Here is a 20,653-nt window from a genome sequence, read left to right on the forward strand (position 1 = left end):
GTCGGATTGAGACTGGGGTTAGGTTTTCGGGATTCGGGGATCATGACGTCATCTATTATGGGCAAGCAGTAACTTTTCAAGATTGGACTTTCCTTTAATCATTTCCCTTTTTTTCTGAGGGGTCACTATTCTGAGAAATCCATATTTTTTGATGCGGCAGGGAAAGATCAATACCGGCTTGATCAAAGGCAATTTTAAGCCGACGACGATATTCTCGGGCAATGGGCCACTGTTGTAAAGGTTTGGTTTTAATCCACACGCGAATAATGACTCCTTGGTAACTAAACTCATCAACACCAAGCAGAGTTGGTGTTTCTAAAATATCTTTTTGCCAATGGCGATCGCGCATCATACTATCGCTAATCTCTTCAATAATTCGGATCGCTTTTTCCACATCAGCCTGATAAGCAATGGGGATCTTTAAATCCACTTGTGACCAATTACTCGTGTAGTTTGTCACGGTCCGAATTTCACTATTAGGAATTGTAATTAAACGCCCTTCTGTATCTCGCAGTTGAGTAATTCTTAAATTGATTGCTTCAACAAAGCCGGTTGCATCAGCAATACCAACCACATCTCCCACTGCATATTGATCTTCAAGAATAATAAAAAAGCCGTTAATGGCATCTCGAATTAAGTTTTGAGACGCAAAAGAAATGGCAACCCCAATTAAGCCAGCACCTGCCAGTAAGGGGGCAATATTCACCCCAACGATAGACAAACCAATGAGAATACCAACGATTATCCAAGTCACAACCATCACACTTTTAGCAACGCTAGAAATTGTAGAAATCCGAAGTTGTAAACGGAGATTTGCTTCTGGGGTTAGTAAGTAATTATTGGCGAGAGCCGCATTAAATTTATCAATTAAAATAAAGGAAAAACGGATCAAAAAATAAGTGATTAATCCTGCTACAAATAAACGGAAGGGAACGCGGAAAATATTAATAATATAAACTTGGAGAAATCGTGTGTAAGGAAATAAACCAACCAAATAAAGCGTTCCTCCGACCCAAATGGTAACCCGGATAATTTTTGTGAGACGATATTTGATTTCTGCAATTTGTTGACGTTGATTTTGTGTCAGTTTCGTGGAAATTGCTTGTTGGGAGTTACTATCAAGACCAGCACGAATAGCAGTTTTTTGTTGATGAAATCGCTTTTCTAAATAAAAGAGTGCAATTGTCAATACAAACAAAAGTAATAGCGCGATCGCGCCTTTTTGGGCTTGAGCGATTAAAAATTCCTCTTCTCGTTCTTGTCGTGCTTGTCGTAGCGCATTTTCAATTTCCCGAACCATTTCCTCTGCCCGGTGCTGAATGCTCATTGATTTCAGCGCTGCATCTTGACTGGTTACACTCAGCAAGCGGGTATTCCATTTATCCACACTCACATAAATATCAACCAGTTGTCCTGCGGGTTCCTGGTACACATTTATGTCTGCAGACGGATTTTTTAAGTAGTAGCGAGTAATGTTAGCGAGTCGTTGCTCAATTTCCTCAATGCGAGTTGATAAAGTCGATTCACTACCTGCCAACTCGACCAGACAGCGTCCGTCTAAACGGATACATTTTGAAGTAACTTTATCGGTTGACGGAGAAAAAAGATTAGGCGAATTTCCGGAAAAATTGGGCAGAGAAGGGAATTGTGCTTTTACAGAACCAGTAAGCGGCACGATAACGACCAAAATCGCTATCAAGCACGCTAACCAAACGTATTTTTGCTTCATAGACTGTAAGGAAGTAGAACTTGATCTCAGGTTTAACTATCCCAAAAATTTTGACATCTGATCAATATGCAGTAACCTAGTAGAGATCGCAATGTAAAAATCAAGACTCGTAACGTTCAATGACTGCAACACAAGTAAAGCACGAAGTAAAAGACCTGAGTTATGCAACTCTAGGAAAACAACGGATTGAATGGGCAGGCCGTGAAATGCCTGTACTAAGACAAATTCGCGACCAGTTTGCCAAAGATAAGCCGTTAGAAGGCATTCGCATGGTTGCTTGCTGTCACGTCACGACCGAGACAGCTAACCTCGCGATCGCGCTGAAAGCCGGCGGGGCAGATGCCGTTTTAATTGCCAGTAACCCGCTTTCGACTCAAGACGACACCGCAGCGAGTTTAGTTGCTGACTACGGCATTCCTGTTTTTGCTATCAAAGGTGAAGACAACGAAACGTATAACCGTCACATCAATATCGCCCTCGATCATCGCCCGAATATCATCATCGACGACGGTAGTGATGTCACTGCAGCGTTAATTCAAAATCGCAAAGACCAAATCAAAGAAATCATCGGTACAACTGAAGAAACCACGACAGGCATTAACCGCCTCCGCGCGATGTACAACGATGGGGTACTCACTTTCCCCGCGATGAATGTTAACGATGCGGATACCAAGCACTTCTTCGATAACCGCTATGGTACCGGACAATCCACCATTGATGGGATTATCCGTGCCACCAATGTTCTCCTCGCTGGTAAAACCGTCGTGGTTGGCGGTTATGGCTGGTGTTCCAAAGGGGTCGCAATGCGAGCTGCTGGTATGGGGGCAAACGTTGTTGTGACTGAAGTTGATCACATCCGTGCTCTAGAAGCAGCAATGGATGGCTTCCGAGTGATGCCCATGAATGAAGCGGCGAAAATTGGTGATGTTATTGTCACCTTAACCGGTAACAAGCACGTAGTTGCAGGTCATCACTTTGATGTCATGAAAGATGGCGCGATTGTCTGCAATGCGGGTCACTTTGATATTGAGCTTGACCTGAAATCTCTCCGTCAGAAAGCTAGCGAAGTTAAAGAAGTTCGTCCGTTCACTGAACAGTACATTCTGCCGAATGGTAAGTCTGTGATTGTTTTAGGGGAAGGTCGTCTCATTAACTTAGCGTCTGCAGAAGGTCACCCTAGTGCAGTAATGGATATGAGCTTTGCCAACCAAGCGAAAGCATCTGAATATCTTGCGCTCAACCAAGGCAAACTAGAGCCTGGGATCCACTCCATTCCGCGGGAAGTTGACCGCGAAATCGCTCGCCTCAAACTCAAAGCAATGGGCGTTCAAATTGATGACCTCAGCCAAGAGCAAATCAAATATATGAACTCCTGGACTGAAGGAACCGACTAATTAGCCTCTGGCTAGCTTGGTTTAATTTTGCCCCGATCGCGCGATCGGGGTTTTTTCCATTCTCGGTGACATTAAAAAACAAGGGAATTGCTCCCTTGTTCTACCTAGCGAATTGTTGTGACTATTTTCAACTCAAAGCCATTAAACGGCTCCCGCTTCACTACTTTGCGGGGTTGTCAAGGCAGTAGATTCTTGTGTTTTTTGAGTTAACATTTGTCCGATTTCTTGATCAATAAAAAAGATTCCTTGCCCTTGTGTACCAATCATTTCAATTTTATCAAGAATACTCTTAAATAAAAATTCTTCTTGATGTTGCTCAGCAACATACCACTGTAAAAACTGAAGCGTTGCATAATCCTTGTCAGTAGAAGCCTGATGCACTAACTCATTAATTTTTTGAGTCACTAACTGTTCATGGTGAAAGGTTTGTTCAAAGACATCTTTGATCGATTCAAACTGGGTGGGAGGTGCATCAATTTGCCCTAAAATAGCTAAGCCTCCTGTTTCATTAACATAAGCTAAGAGTTTCTGCATATGCATTCTTTCTTCATTAGCATGTTCATTGAGAAAGGCAGCACAACCATCTAATCCCTTAAATGCACACCAAGAACTCATTTGTAAATATAAGTTAGAGGAATACATTTCCCAGTTAATTTGTTTATTTAGGGCATCTGTCATGGATTGAGATAACATAATTAAGTCCTCTAATTAAATACAGTGGGGGAATTGAAACGAAAGTGATACTCGATGATAAAAGTAGCCTCTGATTTCCTTAAGCAAAAAGGTGGGTTAATTTTAATCTGATGCAAGCGGAGAAAACTGTTACCACTTCAATAAATTAAATCGTTCCATATCAACGGTGTTGCGATTCCGATAAATAGCCAGAATAATCGCCAACCCGACTGCTGATTCTGCGGCAGCAACAATAATTACAAATACAGAAAAAACTTGCCCTTTAATATCAACAGGATCGATAAAACTCGAAAAGCCAATTAAGTTTAAGTTAACTGCATTTAGTAATAATTCGATTGACATTAAAACCCGAACAACGTTCCGACTGGTGACGAGACCATAAATGCCTATACAAAATAAACCAGCAGCAAGAATTAAATAATATTCTAATTGTAATTCCATGATTACTCCCTTCTTTTAAGTTAATTTTCAGATTGATCTTGTCCTACCGAGATCAGTTCTCGGGGACGTTCTTGAAGTTGATAAGCTTCCGTTTGGGCTAAATCGGCTTGTTTTTCTTCTGGAATTAAATCACGGCGGGCAAGAATAATTGCCCCAACCATCGTAATTAATAACAAAACAGAAGCTAACTCAAAGGGTAAGAGGTAATCACTAAAGAAATGCTTACCAATTTTAATAATCGAGCCATCGGTAACGACACCAGCGCGATCGGCAATTGACCAGGGAGTGGAAATTGCCATCGTTCCTAGTAGGGCAAATAAACCAATACAAACCAAAGCAGTTGCTCCAGTTCGGATCCAACTGCGACTCATGGCAGGAAAGGTTTCTTTTTTGTTGACCAACATAATGGCAAACAAAATTAAAACATTCACTGCACCGACATAAACTAAGACTTGAGAGGCGGCAACAAATTCAGCATTGAGTAATAAATACAGTCCTGAAATACTAATAAAAACGCCTCCTAATAAAAAGGCGGAATAGACAATATTTCTCAGAAGAACGACTCCAAGTGCAGCCGCAAACATCATCGTTGCTAAAACGAGAAATGAGACAAATTGAACGCCTTGTGCTAGATCCACGATTACTTTCCTTAATTCTCTACATGATTGGCAATGGATTCAGAGATGACGCCTTCTGTAACCGCGGAGTGCGGTGTCCCTTTCCTGTCGGCACAGAAGGCGCGTACTCTCATCCTAAGTGAGGGATGACACCAGAATTGGATGCCAGGTCGCTTTTCTATCCCAGGGAATCTTCGACTGGAACGGTTAGTTAATTTTTACTGGCTTCTTCTTCCTGATTGTCTTCTTCTTGCTGATTTTGCAGTTCCTCAAGAATATCTTGGGGATAACGACCGGCTCTTAGCGAGCCTTCTGGTAAATCATGGGGATCGGTAACCCCTTTCGGCAGATAACCAAACTCTCTAAGAGGAGTCACCATTGGATCTTGAGTAACTTTATAAGGAATGCGTCCCATGGCAACGTTATCATAATTTAGCTCGTGACGATCAAAGCTCGCCAGTTCATAATCTTCCGTCATGGAAATGCAGTTAGTGGGACAATATTCCACACAATTGCCACAGAAAATGCAAACACCGAAGTCAATGCTATAGTGTTTGAGTTTCTTCTGTTTTTTCTTACCAACTTTTTCAAACTCCCAATCGACAACAGGGAGATTAATCGGACAAACTCGTACACAGACTTCGCAGGAAATACATTTATCAAATTCAAAGTGAATGCGACCGCGATACCGTTCAGACGGAATCACTTTTTCGTAAGGATATTGAACGGTAACGGGACGACGTCGGAGGTGATCAAAGGTTACAGATAGCCCTTGACCAATATATTTAGCCGATTGCCAAGACGTTTTTGCGTAGTCGCCAACTTGTTGGAGAATTTTAAACATAAGTTTTGTTGTTGTTGCTTCAAAAAATATTGGCAGAAAGTGACAAAGCAGTTAGCCGCCAAAGAAAGCAGGAAAAGCAAGTTTTAGTCCTGCTGTCAGGAGTAAGTTAACGAGTGATACCGGAAGGAGGAATTTCCAGCCTAGATCAAGGAGTTGGTCAATGCGAACCCGGGGCACTGTCCACCGTAATAAGATAGCAATAAATACCAAGAAGTACGCTTTAACCAACGTCATCGTAATTCCTAAAGAAGCGGTTAAAACTTGCAACCAAGGGGTATCTTGACTGACGCCAAACCAATTTGCCAGTTGACTCAGCGGCACCGGGAATTCCCAACCGCCTAAATAGAGAATGGCAACTAAGACTGCGGAGAGGACAAGGTTCACGTAAGACCCGAGATAAAATAGAGCAAATTTCATGCCCGAGTATTCGGTTTGGTAACCGGCAACTAACTCTTCTTCAGCTTCGGGTAAGTCAAAGGGCAAACGCTCACATTCAGCAAGGGCAGCGATCCAGAAAATGATAAATCCTAAGGGCTGTCGCCAAACATTCCAGCCTAAGATACCGTAACCGGCTTGTTGTTCCACAATGTCAATCGTGCTTAGACTATTGGACATCATCACGATCGCGAGCACCGACAGAGCAAGAGGAATTTCGTAACTAATGGATTGCGCTGCCGCTCTCAGTCCACCAATCAGGGAGTATTTATTGTTGGAGGCATAACCTGCCATCAGCAAGCCAATCGGGGCAATACTAGAAAGGGCAATCCAGAGAAAAATACCCATTCCCACATCCGTGATGATGAGATTCTGGCCAAAAGGAACAATCAGATAGGAGAGAAAGACGGGAATCACCACTAAAACCGGACCCAAAGTAAAGAGCAAGGGATCCGACTTAGCGGGCGTGATGTCTTCTTTAAAGACGAGTTTAATGCCATCAGCGACCGGTTGCAGGACTCCCAAAGGTCCGGCATACTCGGGACCAATGCGTTGTTGGGCGGCTGCAGAAATTTTCCGTTCTAGCCAAACGGTAACCAGCACACCCACTGTCGCAGCAATGATCATTAAAAACATCGGTAAGGGCATCCACAGGGCTTTCGCAGCACCTGCAGGAACACCAAATGTTTTAAGGGATTCAATAAAACTTGCTCTGAGATCAATTCCTGAATTCATGCGTTTTGCGGATTAAATTTACAGTATGATTGAGATCAATCGAGGCATCGATTTTCCCAAAAAAGTTAACCATGCTTAATTAAGATTTGTTTCCTACCGATCAGTATATCGTTCTCCCTGGTAACTTCTAGCAGGGTTAGAGGATGGTTCTGCTTATCGATGCGATTATCGTTTCTCAATCGGTACATAAGCTCGGTTGTGTTCTCCCACATAGTCTTGTGTCGGTCGGAAAATGCGATTCACCGCTAATTGTTCTTTCCAATGGGCTAACCAACCGGCAACACGAGCAATGGCAAAAATCGGAGTAAATAAGTCAGTGGGGATGCCAAGATGGCGATACACTAAGCCGGAATAAAAATCGACGTTGGCATAAATTCCCTTATGACCGAGTTTTTCTTCAATGACTCTTTCTAATTCCAAAGCAATAAAGTAGTAATGGTCATAGCCTAGTTTTTCAAAGAGTTTTTCCGCGAGTTCTTGTAAAATCACCGCTCTGGGATCTTTGACTTTATAAACGCGATGACCAAAGCCCATAATTTTTTGTTTGTTCGCGATCGCGTTTTCAATATAGGGGCGCACATTTTCCACAGAACCAATCTCTTCTAACATGGTAATCACTTCTTCATTCGCACCACCATGAAGCGGTCCAGCGAGCGTGCCTACCGCAGATGCCATTACCGCATACGGATCAGTCAGCGTCGAAGCAGTAACCATTGCAGAAAAAGTGGAAGCATTGATGGTATGTTCAGCATGGAGCGTTAAACAAACATCAAAGACTTGCGCGGCAAAGGGATCGGGTTCACGCTCAGTGAGCATATATAAAAAGTTACTGGCGTAATCGAGATCATCTCGCGGTTGGACCGGATCATTCCCTTTACGCATTAATTGAAACGCTGCGACCATTGTGGGAATTTTCGCCAGGAGACGAACCACAGCTTCTCGGATATATTCTGGGTTATCAAGGGCGCGTCGGGAGTAGAATAAGCCTAAAGCTGCTGCTGAAGCTTGCAAGGCATCCATGGGATGTCCACTTTCAGGAAAACACTTCATCATATCCCGAATGTGATATTTAATTCGGCGATGATAGCGAATTTCAGTTTCAAAGCTTTCTAGTTCCGCTGGCGAGGGTAATTGTCCCCAAATCAGGAGATAAGCTGTTTCTAAGAAATGACTGTGATTTGCGAGTTCTTCAATGCGAATTCCTCGATACTCTAAGATTCCCTGAGTCCCATCAACATAGCTGACTTCGGAACGGGCTGCAGGAATTCCTTCTAAACCAGGTTGGTACTCGCAGACTTTCATAGAACAATTACCTTTCTTAAAACAGAGTGAATCTGAAAATAATTTATCGCAAAATTGCTGATCATAGTTCAACTTCTTAGTTGTTTGAGCCGTCAATTGTTACGAAAATTCTAGATAATGGAGAAATGTCCCTCTACTTGAAAAAACGCTTTTCACTCTTTTTGGAGTCTCTTTTATGTCTTGGAGTCGCCTCATTAGCGCCATTATTGCCATCACAGTTGCCCTGGGAATGATTATCTTGGGAGGATGGTATTTTACTGCCGGATTCTGTGTGATTGTTTTTTTAGGACAACTGGAATATTTTCAGTTAGTGCGCGCGAAAGGGATTGAACCAGCGGCAAAGACGACATTGGTTGTTTCACAATTACTCTTGATCACCGCAGCGATCGCGCCGAATTTGACCGATGCCATGTTTCCAGTAGCGGGCAGCTTAATTTGCTTTTACTTACTGTTTCTCCCCAAAATGTCCACAATTGCTGACATTGCAACCTCTCTCCTTGGACTTTTTTATGGCGGTTATTTACCCAGTTATTGGATTCGGTTGCGGGTGGGAATTGATCAGAATGTAGAAACCATCTTACCCCTAAATGGCTATTGGCCAGAGTCTTGGTTGGATTTAGCCAATTGTCCGCAAGGATTGACATTAACCTTTCTCGCCTTTGGTTGTATTTGGGCAGCAGATATTGGGGCATATGTGATGGGAAAATTTTTAGGAAAAACCCGCTTGTCTGAGATTAGCCCCAAAAAAACAGTTGAAGGGGCAATTTTTGGCTTTCTGGGTAGCATGATGGTTGCTGTCTGGGGGGCGTGGTATTTGCATTGGCAATTGTGGTGGATCACAGGGCTTTTTTTGGGAGTCATGATTGGCATTAGCAGTTTGTTAGGGGATTTAACCGAGTCGATGATTAAGCGCGATGCTGGGGTTAAAGATTCCGGACAGTTGATTCCAGGACATGGGGGAATTTTAGACCGCACAGATAGTTATGTATTTACGGCGCCGTTGGTTTATTACTTTGTGACGCTCTTATTGCCCTTATTAGATATGACAGTTTGAGAGAGAGAGGGTTAGGGAATAGGGAACAGGGAATAAAGGATGTACTTCATATAGCAATCAGGAGTCAGATGTGAGAAACTAATTCCCTCGTCCCTGTACTCGTCGCCTCGAATGTGGCTTCTTCTCATGAATCATTCCTGACTGCTATAAGAATTAAGAATTGCTATATTTTTCTCCTAATTATCTTCCGATGCCCTAAAACCGACTGGTAATTCCCAAACATAACGCTGGTAAAACGAGAAAAATGCTAATAAGATATCCCAAGGCAGCAAATTTATATTGAACGGCTAATTCAGCTAAAAAACGCGCTCCTCGAAGCGGGATTTCTCGCACAATCGGTAAGGAATAAATAATGACAACACCTAGAGAATTATACAGTAAATGGACGAGCGCAATTTCTAAGCCGGGGAAAGCTGCATCGCCAGTGAAAGCAGTTGCTGCAAAAAGAGCAGTTAAACAAGTTCCAATATTAGCCCCTAAAGTAAACGGATAAATTTGTTCTAAAGTAAAGATACCGTTACCTGCAAGGGGAATCATTAAACTAGTCGTCGCTGAAGATGATTGGATTAAACAAGTAATCCCGGTTCCAGCTAAGATACTCACGATTGGATTACTTCCTATTGCCTGATGTAAAATCTTTCTTGCTTTTCCTACCAACAAAAATTTTAAGACTTTACTCAAATAAAAAATACTTCCGAAAATTAAAATTGCCCCCAAAAGGGCGAAAGCAATTCCATTTAGTCTTGCTGGTAACGTATGACTTGCTATAAGCAATTGATTCAGCAACGGTTGAATTAAAAAATCTAAAATATTAAAAGAAAATAAGTTCCAACTTTGCTCAGGATTGAGTAAAAGGTTGGCAAGGTATTTGGCACTATTTTCTAAGCCATGAAACGTTATTTCTAAAGGAAAAAATAAGAGTAAACAACATAAATTAAAGCAATCATGAACCGTTGCAGCCGCAAAGGCTCTTTTAAATTCATCAGATCTGTTTAGATGCCCTAAACTAACAATTGTATTGGTGATTGTTGTACCGACATTTGCCCCCATAATGATGGGAACTGCTGTGGCAACGGGTAACCCCCCTGCGACTAAACCTACAACAATTGAACTAACGGTACTTGAGGATTGAATTAAAGCTGTAGCTAAAATACCAATAATTAGTCCGAGAAAAGGATTCGTAGCGAATGTAAATAAGGCTTCTGCTTCTTCTCCAAGGGCAATTTGAAAGCCAGTGCTAATGACACGAACTGCAACTAAAAGAAAATATAAAAATGCAATAACGGCAAGCCAATTAAAAACTGCACTTTTACGCCATTTTTCCCAAAAATTTAGCAATAAATTACTCACTCGAAGGTTACTTGATCATAAATATTAGCAAGGGGAGTCGTTATCTTACCCACTGCTAAAGTCAGAATAGAATCTAACCCATGATACTCGGTAAATAACCATTGATTCGTATCCGTTTTCCGGTAATGTTCAATTTGTGGAGAAGATTGGTCAATTAAGACATATTCCTGAAAAGAGGAGAGACTGCGATAGGCTTTGAATTGTTCATTTTTATCGTAATCTTTCGTTGAGTTGGATAAAACTTCTGTAATTAAACACGGATTCGTAATTGTATCTTTGCGTCCTTCCTGAAGCTGTAATTCTCCTTGGATGACCATTAAATCAGGATAGGTATAAATATTTTTTTCTGGAATCCATAGTCGTTGTTCACTAAAGAAAATATCATACTTGCTTCCTTGGAGTGCCAACTTAAAAGCAAAGTAAGTATTACCAATAATTCGGTTATGATTCGGGGTGCCACCTACCATGGATCTAATTTCACCATCAAGATATTCGTGACGTTCCGGAGAGTTAACTTCAAAATCAAGATACTCTTGGCAGGTATATTTTTTTTGTTCAACTGGTTGGCTAACCATAACGTTACTCCTGCTGATGCAGTTGCTCTAAAATGCCCTCTAATTCTTTGATTTTATCGCCATATTCTCCCCAATTTCCCGCTTGGGCAGCTTGTTGGGCGTCTCGATAAACATCGATCGCGCGTTGGGTTAAATTATCAGGGATTGGGGTTTGGGCAGTGGGTTGCTCTTGCGCCGGTGGCGGTGGAACTGTTTCTTCTCCAAAAACAGCTGAGATGGCTGATTGTAAAGTCGGGCGCATCACTAAGTTATCTCCATGGGCAACCACAACTCGCTTGAGTTGGGGTAATTCTCCTTGTTCGGCCCGTAAATAAATCGGTTCGACATAAAGAATGGATTCTTCAATGGGAATGACGAGTAAGTTGCCGCGAATCACTCTTGAACCTTGTTGGTCCCAAAGACTTAACTGTTGCGAAATCTCTGGGGTTTGATCAATTCTTGCTTCAATTTGACTGGGGCCATAAATGAGTTCTTGTTTTGGAAATTCATATAACAATAATTTGCCATAATTTTCCCCATCGGACCGCGCTGCCATCCAAGCAATCATGTTATCTTTATTAATAGGCGTAAAGGGTAAAATTAGTACAAACTCTGCTCTGTCCGCCTCGGGTAAGCGCATAATAGTGTAATAGGGTTCGACTAATTGCTGATTGCCTTCATAAGTTTCTGTTGCAAATCGCCATAAGTCTTCCTGGTTATAAAACACTTCCGGATTACTCATGTGATAGGCCAAATACATTTGAGTCTGGATTTTGAATAAATCTAAAGGGTAGCGGAAGTGAGATTGCACTTCTGGAGAAACCTCACTCATGGAAGTGAATAAGCTAGGAAAGATTTTTTGATAGGTTTGAATCAGCGGATCGGATTCATCGGTAATGACAAACCGTAATGTGCCATCGTAAGCATCAACAATCACTTTGACCGAGTTCCGAACATAATTAAATCCACCGGCAAGCAGTTGGGTATTTTGTCCCTGTTGTAAGATGGTTCCCGCATTATTAATCGCGGAAACCGGTTCAGAATAAGGATAATAATCGCTGACCGTATAGCCTTCCACGATCCACTTCATACGACCATTAATTAAGGTTATGTAAGGGTCGGCATCTAAGCGTAAAAATGGCGCGACATGGTTGATGCGTTCGCGAATATTGCGATAATAATGAATCCGAGATTCCGGTTGAAACTGAGTGGAAATAAGAACTTTGAGACTGCCCAAATCATACGCATAGAGTAAGCGATGCCAAAAGGAACCAATGTCAACCCCCCCAGCACCGTCATAACGGTTGCTGGCATTATCTTCTCCCAGGGGGTAATCAAACTCATCTTCCACCATGCCGGTAAAAATATAGTTATTGGTTTCCTCACCGTAATAAATACGCGGTTGTTCCACTTCTAAATTGACACTAGAAACTGGCGGAATATCTTTAATCAGTAATTCTGGCAAGCCTTGTGAGGTGACTTGATTCACAGGACTCATCACTAAGCCATAACCGTGGGTATATTTGAGACGTTGACTGACCCAGCGATCTTGCGGGGCGCGAGATAATTCTCGTGGGGATAACATCACTTGGCGGTAGGTATCATTGATGGTGTAGCGGTCAATGTCTACATCGCGGAAGTTATAGTAGGGACGAATTTCCTGCAGTTGTCCATAAGTGGTGAGGAGTGGACGATAATCCCAGAGGCGAATGTTGCGGATGGTGCCTTGGTTATCTTCAACGGCAGCGCGATCGAGCATTCCTTGGGCGGGATAATTATCTCGTTCCACGCCACTAAGGTTATAAGCATCTCGGGTGAGGGCAATATTATTTTCAATGTAGGGTCTTTCTTTCGCCAGTTCATTCGGTTCAACGATAAACTGTTGTTGAAATCCTGGATAAGCCTGATACAACAGGATATAAATCACCAGATATAAAGTAATTCCTGTTATCGGTAGCGTGAGGCTATTCTGCCCAGCTGAAGCGATGAAAACAACGGCTAAGGCTAACGCCATAAATCCCATGCCGGTTAAGGCAGTGAGACGGGCATGAGTATCGGTAAATCCCGCCCCGGAAACAACACCTTCAGTCGAGTAAAGTAAATCGTAACGCTGTAGCCAAAACTGAAACGCAATTAAAAAAGCTAATCCTGCCAGGAGTAGACAAATGTGGGCTTTCGCTTCGCCATAAATTAAGTACTGCCACCCCCGACTGAGATTAATGGTTCCTTTTAATATATAAACTGCACCGGCAACTAGTAATCCCGTTAGAAACAGGGCAAATAACCAATCCTGTAGCCCTTCATAAAACGGAAGCTGAAAGAGATAAAATCCAATATCCCGTTCGTAGATGGGATCAGTGCGATTAAATTCCGTGGTGTTCAGAAATTTGAGTAGCGTATCCCAAGCGGTGATACTTGCCCCAGCAGCGGATAAGGAGATAAAAAAGATAATGATCGGTGCAATATATTTGGGGAGGCGATCCGCATAAAAAGATAAATCGCTGCCTTCTAAAAGACGAATTGTGGAGTAGCGAGTCACGCGCATCGCAAACCAATAGTTTAACCCTAAAAAGAGGGCAAAAATAAGAAAACTGCCGACCCAAGTAATGCCTCGCCATGTCAGCAGTGTCCAGAAAACGTCAGAAAACCCAACCGCGCTAAACCACCAAGATTCAGTCGTTAAATGCACTAAGGTTCCTGAAAAGATCAAAATCAGGATGAGGGCGACCAAAGGAGGAATCAGCCACCGCCAGTTGGGAATTGCATTCGGTCGTTTCGCTACCATAAGTGTCCAGTTCGGGCTACGACTTCTATTGTAGGATTGTCATTGGTCATTGGTCATTAGTTGTTCGTCTTTCGTCATTGGTCATTAGTTCTTTGTTCACTCGTCACTCACTGAGTCTTCAGTAGTCTAACTCACCCGCCAATCACGAACAATCCCTCCCCAATACCATGAGGAGGGATTCCGAGAAGGATTTGAGGTCGTCAGTCAAGCTTTAGTTATAAACTTTACCGCCGCCCCATTGTCTTCCTCGAACGTTAGGCTGAATGAGAATATGTGCCGCGATCGCTTCTAAATCGTCTTCGGTTAAGTTTCTCATTTCGGGATAAATGTCAGAACGAGTGGTGTTAGGATGAATTTCTTCAATCTCCATTTCCCCATCATAGGTAGTGGGGTTTTTCATATAATCAATCAATCCGGCAATATTATCCCGTGCGGGTTCGGCACCCTCTAATGCTTCTAAACTCAAGCCAACATTAGGATTCGTTTTAGTGACGCCGCCTAAATGACATTGAGCACAAACATCATTAAACAGACGTTTTCCTCTTTCTGCTTCTTTGATACTGATAACAACTTCATCGCCTTGGTCGTTATATTTAACCGTGCGACTTTCTTTATCGAGTTCTAAAGCAGAGACAGGATCGACGAGCAGTTGACAAGCAAAAAACACAGTTGCCACTGTGATTAAAATGAGTTTTCGCAACATGAATGGTTCTCCTCAGAACGCTTTTTGATTCTTTTATATTGTCTTCTAGTTTTGGGACTCAGTTAAATTTTTGTCTCCGCTGATACCAGAGGACTGGCGATTTTGAGACAAAATATGTTGGATCACTGCTTTTGCATCTTCCAACGCGAGACAGGTGTCTTGGTTTTTATAAGTGATTCCGAGTTGATCGCAATAATGGAATACCTCTTCAACAGAAAGATGATACTCCCTTGCGAGATCGGTAATCGCAAGTTGTGCAAATCCCATGGGGAAAGAATAGAGGAGGATGATTCCTTAATGCCTTACTAAGGTAGCAACGGCATACTGATTGTACCAAACACAGGGAACAATGCTGAATTCATCGTTCATAATTCATAATTGGTGAAGTGACCTCTAGATTTCGTAAGGATTTAAGATAACTGTGGTTTTTTCCTCAATTTCTTCCACTGAACAGGGGACCTGGCAATGGCGACAAAACAAGGGATTAAGCTATTTGCAGTGTCGGTTGTTAGAAGAATTTCCTCATGGCTTTTTTACGCGCCATTTTGTTGATTACTCTCTAGAAGCATTAACGCAAGTTATTGCCCCGGATACAACGGTGTATCGCACTAAACAGGTGCATGGAAAACGAGTCGTGACGCCTTCAGAAATCGCGCAAGAAGAGGAGAAAGTTGTCGCAGCCGATGGTTTATACAGTGATGAGAAAAAACAAGCGCTTTGGGTTGCCAGCGCCGATTGCACGCCCGCTTTAATTGCAGATGTGAAACGGCAAAATGTAGCTGCCGTTCATGCGGGATGGCGAGGAACAGCATTATCCATTTTACCGATCGCGATCGCGCGCTTTTTAGAAAGCAATAGCCAACTTTCTGATTTACGGGTTGCCCTGGGACCTGCCATTAGTGGAGAAGTGTATCAGGTGGATTTAGCAGTGGCGGCACAAGTGGGCAGTAGCTTATTGCCAACAGACGCTGATTTATCTGCTGAAGCAATTGTAGAACAGCTTTGGCAATTCCATGGTTCACCGTTGCAACCTGACCCAGAACCGGAAAAAGTCCGTTTAGATGTCCGTCGCGTCAACACCTTACAATTGGAAAAAATGGGGTTTCATCCCGAACAAATTGCTGTTGCTCCCCATTGTACTTATCAAGAACCAGAACACTTCTTTTCCTATCGTCGGAGTCGAGAAAAGGCAGTGCAATGGTCAGGCATTGTTAGTAACGCTTAACCACACGCTGCATTTCTTTTTCATCTTCACGGCGTTTAATTGTTTCGCGCTTATCGTGTAATTTTTTCCCTTTCGCCAAGCCAATTTGGATTTTCACAATCCCTTTCTTGAGATACATCTTTAAAGGAACGAGCGTTAATCCTTTTTGTTCGGTCTTTCCGATTAACTTACTAATTTCTTGACGGTGCAGTAACAGTTTGCGACTGCGTTTCGGGTCATGATTAAAATAAGAACTCGTTGCTTCGTAGGGAGAAATATTAACGTTGATTAGCCAAACTTCTCCTTTACGAATTAAGGCATAGCCATCTTGTAAATTAACCCGTCCAGCTCGAATCGATTTTACTTCCGTTCCAATTAATTGAATTCCCGCTTCATAAGTTTCTAAAATTTCATAGAGAAAGCGGGCTTTGCGATTTTCAGCAATAATTTTAATCCCACCGGGTTGATTTTCTTTACTCATAATCTTTTTATTATAGCGTTTCTTAAACAGTTAATAATTTCGTCTGATGGATCTGAAGTTACCGCTTCGGAAACTGACCCCAGACAGAAGTAATCACACTACTCAAGATTACCCCTGACGAGAATTAAAACGACTATTATTAAACATTTAATAAATCAGTCAATGTCGCAGGAAGCGGTAATAAAATCATGACTAATAGCGTTAAAGCTAAGAAGCCTAATAAATCGCGAAAATCATCTAACTCTGTCACATCATTGAGTGCAGGTTCATCGATTAAAGGCATAAAAAATAGAATGATTGCCCAAATCAGAAAACTAGGTTCAGCTAAGGCAAGCAATAACATTAAAAACCGAGCAATTTGACCAATAATGACGGCTGTCCGTTGTCCATAGATGGCATGGGCAATGTGCCCGCCATCGAGTTGCCCCACCGGCATTAAATTCAAAGCAGTAACAATTAAGCCAATATATCCCGCGATCGCGACGGGATGTAAATCGAGGGCGGCTTCCGCTCCGAATTCACTCCCTAAAGCAATTTTACAAAAAACAGTCATCAACAAGGAAGAACGAGGATCAAGGGAATTAATATTGAGTAATGCCGAATCTTCAGAAAGAGAAACAATTTCTGATAAAGAGAGTCCCCAAAGTAACAGTGGAACGGTCATCACAAATCCCCCTAAGGGTCCCGCGATCGCGACATCAAATAAGGCTTTGCGATGAGGCACCGGTGAACGCATTTGGATAAAGGCACCAAAGGTTCCTAAAAAGAACGGAACCGGAATAAAATAAGGTAAAGTCGCCCGAATTTTATAGTAAATAGCCGTGCAGTAATGACTAAATTCATGACACCCTAAAATCCACATCAGGGTTAAGGCATAGGGTAAACCTTCTCGTAATAATTCTGGATTCGCTTGAAATTCCTCAGAGGAGACGCCCGCTAAATTTGCGCCAATAATTGTGGTTGTAAATAGAGTAATAATAGCTAACCCAAACGATAGCCAAGGTTTATTTAAATCATCATCAGTTTTGTTTTTTACCTTTTCCTGTTTTGGGTTCGGAACCAGTGCAAAAAAAGGTTCTCCTTGCAAACTTTCTTGAAATAAAATTAAAAAGCGATCACCAAACTGATTTTGGACATTATTTGTGATTTTTTGGTATGCCTTTTCTGGGACAGTTCGCAATTTTCCCCGACATAAAACAGCTTGTCCCCCATAATCAACATTTTGTAGATAGTAAACTTCCCAAGGGAAACAACGCTTTAATTTTTCTTCTTCGGAGTGAGTTAAGAGACGAGTTGATTGAGAATTCTCAGAATCTTTCTCAGGGGAAGAATGGTCTAACTGGGTTTGCAGTGGTTCTTTGTTCGTAGCAACAGTCGAATTTTCCGGAGTGCGATCTTGTCTTCCCCGTTGCAAAAGCCAAAAATACAGAAGAGGGGAAATTAAAAAAGGAATTAAAATTAATAAAATAGGAATGGGTTCTTCTTCACCCATTAATAAAAGCCAAAGTGTCCAAGTAAAAGCAGGCGTCATTACTACTAGCCACAATAACCAGATCGGAGTACTTGTTAAGCCACTTGCACTACGACGCACCAAAAGATAAGTTATTCCTGCTAACAGTAATAAAATTACGAAAAAATCCATATTGAACTCAGTGAGTGGGCAAAATTAACAGTAATCATGGATGAATCTTGTGAGTACTGACTTTCTTAAATACATGGGAAATTTAAGGCGTCATCACTGACTTTGTGCTAGATTAGTTGTCCTGCTTCTATCCTGACATAGATTTTCTAGATAAAACGCTAACCCCCATGTGTGCTGACGCTAACAAAAATCAAACTTCTGCCATGACCTCCCCCCCAAAACCTCCCCGTGAAATCTTAGCAGGGATTTATGCTTTTGCTCCGAATCGAGAAACTTTAGGCGGGACAGCTTACTTTATTCTAGGTAAAGCCGGGAATATTTTAGTGGATTGTCCAGGATGGAAGGAAGGGCAAAAATCAGCTTTTCAAGCATTTTTTCAACAGCAGGGCGGGGTGCGTTGGTTATTTATTACTCATCGGGATGGCATGAGTCAAGTCCGTAACCTGCAATCGGATTTAGGCTGTGAAGTGATTGTCCAAGAACAGGAAGCCTACTTACTACCGGAGGTAACACTCACCTCATTTGCCGAAGAAATTACTTTTGGGGAAGCAACGGGCATTTGGACGTGCGGTTATTCTCCTGGATCTTCCTGTCTCTATTTACCCGTTCACGGTGGGGTTTTATTTTCCGGTCGTCATCTCTTAGTTAATCCGGAAGGAAAGCTCATGCCAATTGCGAGTCGTAAAACTTTCCACTGGCGCAGACAGTTAAGAAATGTTGAGAAACTCAAAGCAAAATTTTCTCCTGAAACCTTAAGCTATATTTGTCCAGGGGCAAATACTGGGTTTCTGAGAGGGAAAGGAGTAGTTAAAGATGGGTATCAAAAATTGATTCATTCTGACAGTGAGAACACCTTCTAATCGCTTTGTTGTCTTTTGATTTTTTTCTGCAAACGATTTTGGTTCGATAGTTGTACAAAAAAGACACCCACAACAACGACTCCTAAACCAATGATATCGGTGAGTTGTGGAATATCGCCAAAGGCAAGCCATGCCATTCCCATCGTAACGGGTGGACCGAGATAAAAAAGGCTCGCTACTCGTGTAGCATCTAATTCAGACAGAAGTTTCCACATTAAACCATAAGCACCAAGGGAAACGCCAAGAATGAGCCAGCTTAACGTTGCCACGAATGGTACATTCCATTGTATAGTTAATTTCTCTACTCCGATCGCGGGGAAAAATAGGATGAACGCTGTGGCAAGGCTTTGATAAAACAAATTTTGGCTAACATTGAGAGGAGTCTGAGCTTGCGGTAAAACTTCTCGTCGGCGTTGTAGAAGACTGGCACAGGTAATGGCAATAACAGAACCAAAAGGGATAAAGTAACCAATGGTGGAAGCGTCATTATTGAGTTGGATTCGGGTTCCCACCGCGATCGCGACACCAAGAAAGCCAATGGTTAAGCCAAACCACTGTCGGAGATTCGGGTGTTCTCCAACAACAATTCCCGATAAAGCCCCAGTAACAAGGGGTTGTAGGGCAACGACCAGCGCGACAATCCCTGCGGGAACATTTTGTTCTAAAGCGAGGAGGGCGCAACTGAGCCAAACGCCATGGGCTAAAACTCCGACGAATGCAGTATGAACAAACGTTCCCCGATTGGGAATCACGAAACGATTGCTGGCTTTAAGATACAAGAACAAAATCAGGGTCAATAGCAAATATCGCCAGAATAGTAATGTAAACGTCCCTGTAAAGGGTAAACCGTATTCTGCCCCAATAAAACCAGAGTTCCAGAGTAAGACAAACGCGATCGCGCGCCCAGTCGTTGCTAATTGTGAATTTCCCATGCAACTCAATCCTGATCAAAAAATCATTAAAGCCTCCATCCTACCACCTGCCAAAATCGACAAGAGTATAGCTTAGGATGGAACTTGATTCTTGATCACCAATTTGATATTAAGTGGGAACCGGTTCGCCCGGGCGTAATTTTGCCCATTTTCCGGCTTCTTCGAGGAAACTTTCACAACCAACGACATCCCATTCCACCTCGATGTATTCTTCTCGGGGACGAATGTTAACATTCACCGTCGGTTCAACCGGTTCAAAATTGGGGTTATCCGTAAGGTGAGGTTGTTCGTGCTGCGTTTCTACAGCATGATAGGTTGTGCAGCGATCAACGTAGTGGCAGTTAATACAGATACACATGGTATGCTTTTTTCACCCTGCTTACTTTTAGTGCTAGTTTAGCTTAGGGAAAATTGATTATTCGTTCTTTGTTAACGGTTGTTTGATCAATGCTTTTTGAGGAGTCGTTTCGCAAACCCCTTTCAGTTAGATGAATAGTCCTCTATCCAATCTTCAGTTACCGTTTCCTCAGCAGTGGCTTCCGACCAATACTTGTTTAGTGGGAGGAACGGTTCGGGATGCGCTTTTAAACCGACAACGAAACCCCTTCGATTTAGATTTAATTTTAGAAGAAAAAGCCGTAGAGCTCGCCCGTGAAATTGCCAATCGCTGTCAAGCTGGTTTTGTCGTCTTAGATGCCCAACGGGATATCGCCCGGATTGTTTTTGCAGACGGAACCGTTGATTTTGCGAAACTGGAGGGAGAAAGTTTAGAACAAGACTTACGGCGTCGAGACTTTACCATCAACGCGATCGCGCATCATCTCCAGACTGAACAGCTTATCGATCCCCTTAATGGGAAAGAGGATTTAGAGGCAGGGGTGATCAAAATGGTCTCTGC

21 protein-coding genes are annotated in these 20,653 nt (G+C 42.4%); 5 read left to right on the forward strand and 16 right to left on the reverse strand.

Annotated elements, in window-relative coordinates:
- Positions 1-94: 94 nt before the first annotated feature.
- On the reverse strand, positions 95-1,729 hold the full coding sequence (locus GVY04_07450; protein ID NBD15976.1) for a mechanosensitive ion channel: 1,635 nt from the start codon (positions 1,727-1,729) through the stop codon (positions 95-97).
- A 119-nt stretch (positions 1,730-1,848) separates the two neighbouring features.
- Here GVY04_07450 and GVY04_07455 point away from each other — a divergent pair, with 119 nt between their 5' ends.
- On the forward strand, positions 1,849-3,123 hold the full coding sequence (locus tag GVY04_07455; protein NBD15977.1) for an adenosylhomocysteinase: 1,275 nt from the start codon (positions 1,849-1,851) through the stop codon (positions 3,121-3,123).
- Positions 3,124-3,264: 141 nt separating this feature from the next.
- Here the strand turns inward: GVY04_07455 and ftnA are convergent, their stop codons facing one another.
- The 6 genes from ftnA to GVY04_07485 form a co-directional block, all read right to left on the reverse strand.
- Complete coding sequence (gene ftnA, locus GVY04_07460; protein NBD15978.1) at positions 3,265-3,816, reverse strand: non-heme ferritin; 552 nt, start codon at positions 3,814-3,816, stop codon at positions 3,265-3,267.
- Positions 3,817-3,945: 129 nt separating this feature from the next.
- Positions 3,946-4,257, reverse strand: a complete 312-nt coding sequence (nuoK, locus tag GVY04_07465) for an NADH-quinone oxidoreductase subunit NuoK (GenBank protein NBD15979.1) — start codon at positions 4,255-4,257, stop codon at positions 3,946-3,948.
- A 20-nt stretch (positions 4,258-4,277) separates the two neighbouring features.
- Positions 4,278-4,895 carry an NADH-quinone oxidoreductase subunit J gene (locus GVY04_07470; GenBank protein NBD15980.1) on the reverse strand — a complete coding sequence of 206 codons (618 nt, stop codon included), beginning with the start codon at positions 4,893-4,895 and terminating at the stop codon, positions 4,278-4,280.
- Between the two features lie 190 nt (positions 4,896-5,085).
- Positions 5,086-5,718 (reverse strand): NAD(P)H-quinone oxidoreductase subunit I, encoded by a 633-nt coding sequence (gene ndhI / locus GVY04_07475; GenBank protein NBD15981.1) that lies wholly within the window; start codon positions 5,716-5,718, stop codon positions 5,086-5,088.
- A 51-nt stretch (positions 5,719-5,769) separates the two neighbouring features.
- Positions 5,770-6,888, reverse strand: coding sequence for an NADH-quinone oxidoreductase subunit NuoH (gene nuoH / locus GVY04_07480; GenBank protein NBD15982.1), 1,119 nt, complete (start codon positions 6,886-6,888; stop codon positions 5,770-5,772).
- A gap of 165 nt (positions 6,889-7,053) precedes the next feature.
- A complete protein-coding gene (locus tag GVY04_07485; GenBank protein ID NBD15983.1) occupies positions 7,054-8,190 on the reverse strand; it encodes a citrate synthase in 1,137 nt (378 codons plus the stop codon).
- A 175-nt stretch (positions 8,191-8,365) separates the two neighbouring features.
- On the opposite strand from GVY04_07485, the gene GVY04_07490 reads away from it, so the two are divergent.
- A complete protein-coding gene (locus tag GVY04_07490; GenBank protein ID NBD15984.1) occupies positions 8,366-9,244 on the forward strand; it encodes a phosphatidate cytidylyltransferase in 879 nt (292 codons plus the stop codon).
- A gap of 195 nt (positions 9,245-9,439) precedes the next feature.
- Here GVY04_07490 and GVY04_07495 read toward each other — a convergent pair whose 3' ends face one another.
- From GVY04_07495 to GVY04_07515, 5 genes are all read right to left on the reverse strand, one after another.
- On the reverse strand, positions 9,440-10,594 hold the full coding sequence (locus tag GVY04_07495; protein ID NBD15985.1) for a Na/Pi cotransporter family protein: 1,155 nt from the start codon (positions 10,592-10,594) through the stop codon (positions 9,440-9,442).
- Positions 10,591-11,169 carry a Uma2 family endonuclease gene (locus GVY04_07500; protein ID NBD15986.1) on the reverse strand — a complete coding sequence of 193 codons (579 nt, stop codon included), beginning with the start codon at positions 11,167-11,169 and terminating at the stop codon, positions 10,591-10,593. Before GVY04_07500 ends, GVY04_07495 begins: the two co-directional genes overlap by 4 nt.
- A gap of 4 nt (positions 11,170-11,173) precedes the next feature.
- The gene (locus tag GVY04_07505) at positions 11,174-13,933 is read right to left on the reverse strand and encodes a UPF0182 family protein (GenBank protein ID NBD15987.1); all 2,760 of its coding nucleotides are present in this window, start codon (positions 13,931-13,933) and stop codon (positions 11,174-11,176) included.
- Positions 13,934-14,144: 211 nt separating this feature from the next.
- Positions 14,145-14,636: a cytochrome c-550 gene (gene psbV, locus GVY04_07510; protein ID NBD15988.1), complete on the reverse strand. Its 492-nt coding sequence runs from the start codon at positions 14,634-14,636 to the stop codon at positions 14,145-14,147.
- 45 nt (positions 14,637-14,681) lie between these two features.
- Complete coding sequence (locus GVY04_07515) at positions 14,682-14,903, reverse strand: translation initiation factor IF-2 (protein ID NBD15989.1); 222 nt, start codon at positions 14,901-14,903, stop codon at positions 14,682-14,684.
- 154 nt (positions 14,904-15,057) lie between these two features.
- On the opposite strand from GVY04_07515, the gene pgeF reads away from it, so the two are divergent.
- Positions 15,058-15,861, forward strand: a complete 804-nt coding sequence (pgeF, locus tag GVY04_07520; protein NBD15990.1) for a peptidoglycan editing factor PgeF — start codon at positions 15,058-15,060, stop codon at positions 15,859-15,861.
- On the opposite strand, the gene smpB is transcribed toward pgeF, so the two are convergent.
- On the reverse strand, positions 15,848-16,321 hold the full coding sequence (gene smpB, locus GVY04_07525) for an SsrA-binding protein SmpB (protein ID NBD15991.1): 474 nt from the start codon (positions 16,319-16,321) through the stop codon (positions 15,848-15,850). The two genes, pgeF and smpB, sit on opposite strands and share 14 nt — an antisense overlap.
- Before the next feature lie 139 nt (positions 16,322-16,460).
- On the reverse strand, positions 16,461-17,963 hold the full coding sequence (locus tag GVY04_07530; protein NBD15992.1) for a site-2 protease family protein: 1,503 nt from the start codon (positions 17,961-17,963) through the stop codon (positions 16,461-16,463).
- Between the two features lie 167 nt (positions 17,964-18,130).
- Between GVY04_07530 and GVY04_07535 the strand changes: the two genes are divergently transcribed.
- The gene (locus GVY04_07535) at positions 18,131-18,823 is read left to right on the forward strand and encodes an MBL fold metallo-hydrolase (GenBank protein ID NBD15993.1); all 693 of its coding nucleotides are present in this window, start codon (positions 18,131-18,133) and stop codon (positions 18,821-18,823) included.
- On the opposite strand, the gene GVY04_07540 is transcribed toward GVY04_07535, so the two are convergent.
- Together GVY04_07540 and GVY04_07545 are read right to left on the reverse strand one after the other, a co-directional pair.
- Complete coding sequence (locus GVY04_07540) at positions 18,820-19,755, reverse strand: EamA family transporter (protein NBD15994.1); 936 nt, start codon at positions 19,753-19,755, stop codon at positions 18,820-18,822. The two genes, GVY04_07535 and GVY04_07540, sit on opposite strands and share 4 nt — an antisense overlap.
- A gap of 109 nt (positions 19,756-19,864) precedes the next feature.
- On the reverse strand, positions 19,865-20,113 hold the full coding sequence (locus tag GVY04_07545; GenBank protein NBD15995.1) for a hypothetical protein: 249 nt from the start codon (positions 20,111-20,113) through the stop codon (positions 19,865-19,867).
- A 130-nt stretch (positions 20,114-20,243) separates the two neighbouring features.
- Between GVY04_07545 and GVY04_07550 the strand changes: the two genes are divergently transcribed.
- Positions 20,244-20,653, forward strand: a 410-nt coding sequence (locus GVY04_07550; protein ID NBD15996.1) for a CCA tRNA nucleotidyltransferase, incomplete at its 3' end; no start/stop codon positions are given.

It is taken from the genome of Cyanobacteria bacterium GSL.Bin1, assembly GCA_009909085.1.
In the GTDB taxonomy this organism is placed as follows: Bacteria; Cyanobacteriota; Cyanobacteriia; order Cyanobacteriales; family Rubidibacteraceae; genus Halothece.

Coding starts and splice junctions, on each gene's coding strand:
- nuoK (NBD15979.1), bottom strand. CDS start 4,257: ATGGAATTACAATTAGAATATTATTTAATTCTTGCTGCTGGTTTATTT.
- psbV (NBD15988.1), bottom strand. CDS start 14,636: ATGTTGCGAAAACTCATTTTAATCACAGTGGCAACTGTGTTTTTTGCT.
- GVY04_07535 (NBD15993.1), top strand. CDS start 18,131: ATGTGTGCTGACGCTAACAAAAATCAAACTTCTGCCATGACCTCCCCC.
- GVY04_07540 (NBD15994.1), bottom strand. CDS start 19,755: ATGGGAAATTCACAATTAGCAACGACTGGGCGCGCGATCGCGTTTGTC.
- GVY04_07450 (NBD15976.1), bottom strand. CDS start 1,729: ATGAAGCAAAAATACGTTTGGTTAGCGTGCTTGATAGCGATTTTGGTC.
- GVY04_07545 (NBD15995.1), bottom strand. CDS start 20,113: ATGTGTATCTGTATTAACTGCCACTACGTTGATCGCTGCACAACCTAT.
- GVY04_07455 (NBD15977.1), top strand. CDS start 1,849: ATGACTGCAACACAAGTAAAGCACGAAGTAAAAGACCTGAGTTATGCA.
- GVY04_07515 (NBD15989.1), bottom strand. CDS start 14,903: ATGGGATTTGCACAACTTGCGATTACCGATCTCGCAAGGGAGTATCAT.
- GVY04_07490 (NBD15984.1), top strand. CDS start 8,366: ATGTCTTGGAGTCGCCTCATTAGCGCCATTATTGCCATCACAGTTGCC.
- ftnA (NBD15978.1), bottom strand. CDS start 3,816: ATGTTATCTCAATCCATGACAGATGCCCTAAATAAACAAATTAACTGG.
- smpB (NBD15991.1), bottom strand. CDS start 16,321: ATGAGTAAAGAAAATCAACCCGGTGGGATTAAAATTATTGCTGAAAAT.
- GVY04_07485 (NBD15983.1), bottom strand. CDS start 8,190: ATGAAAGTCTGCGAGTACCAACCTGGTTTAGAAGGAATTCCTGCAGCC.
- nuoH (NBD15982.1), bottom strand. CDS start 6,888: ATGAATTCAGGAATTGATCTCAGAGCAAGTTTTATTGAATCCCTTAAA.
- GVY04_07505 (NBD15987.1), bottom strand. CDS start 13,933: ATGGTAGCGAAACGACCGAATGCAATTCCCAACTGGCGGTGGCTGATT.
- ndhI (NBD15981.1), bottom strand. CDS start 5,718: ATGTTTAAAATTCTCCAACAAGTTGGCGACTACGCAAAAACGTCTTGG.
- GVY04_07500 (NBD15986.1), bottom strand. CDS start 11,169: ATGGTTAGCCAACCAGTTGAACAAAAAAAATATACCTGCCAAGAGTAT.
- GVY04_07530 (NBD15992.1), bottom strand. CDS start 17,963: ATGGATTTTTTCGTAATTTTATTACTGTTAGCAGGAATAACTTATCTT.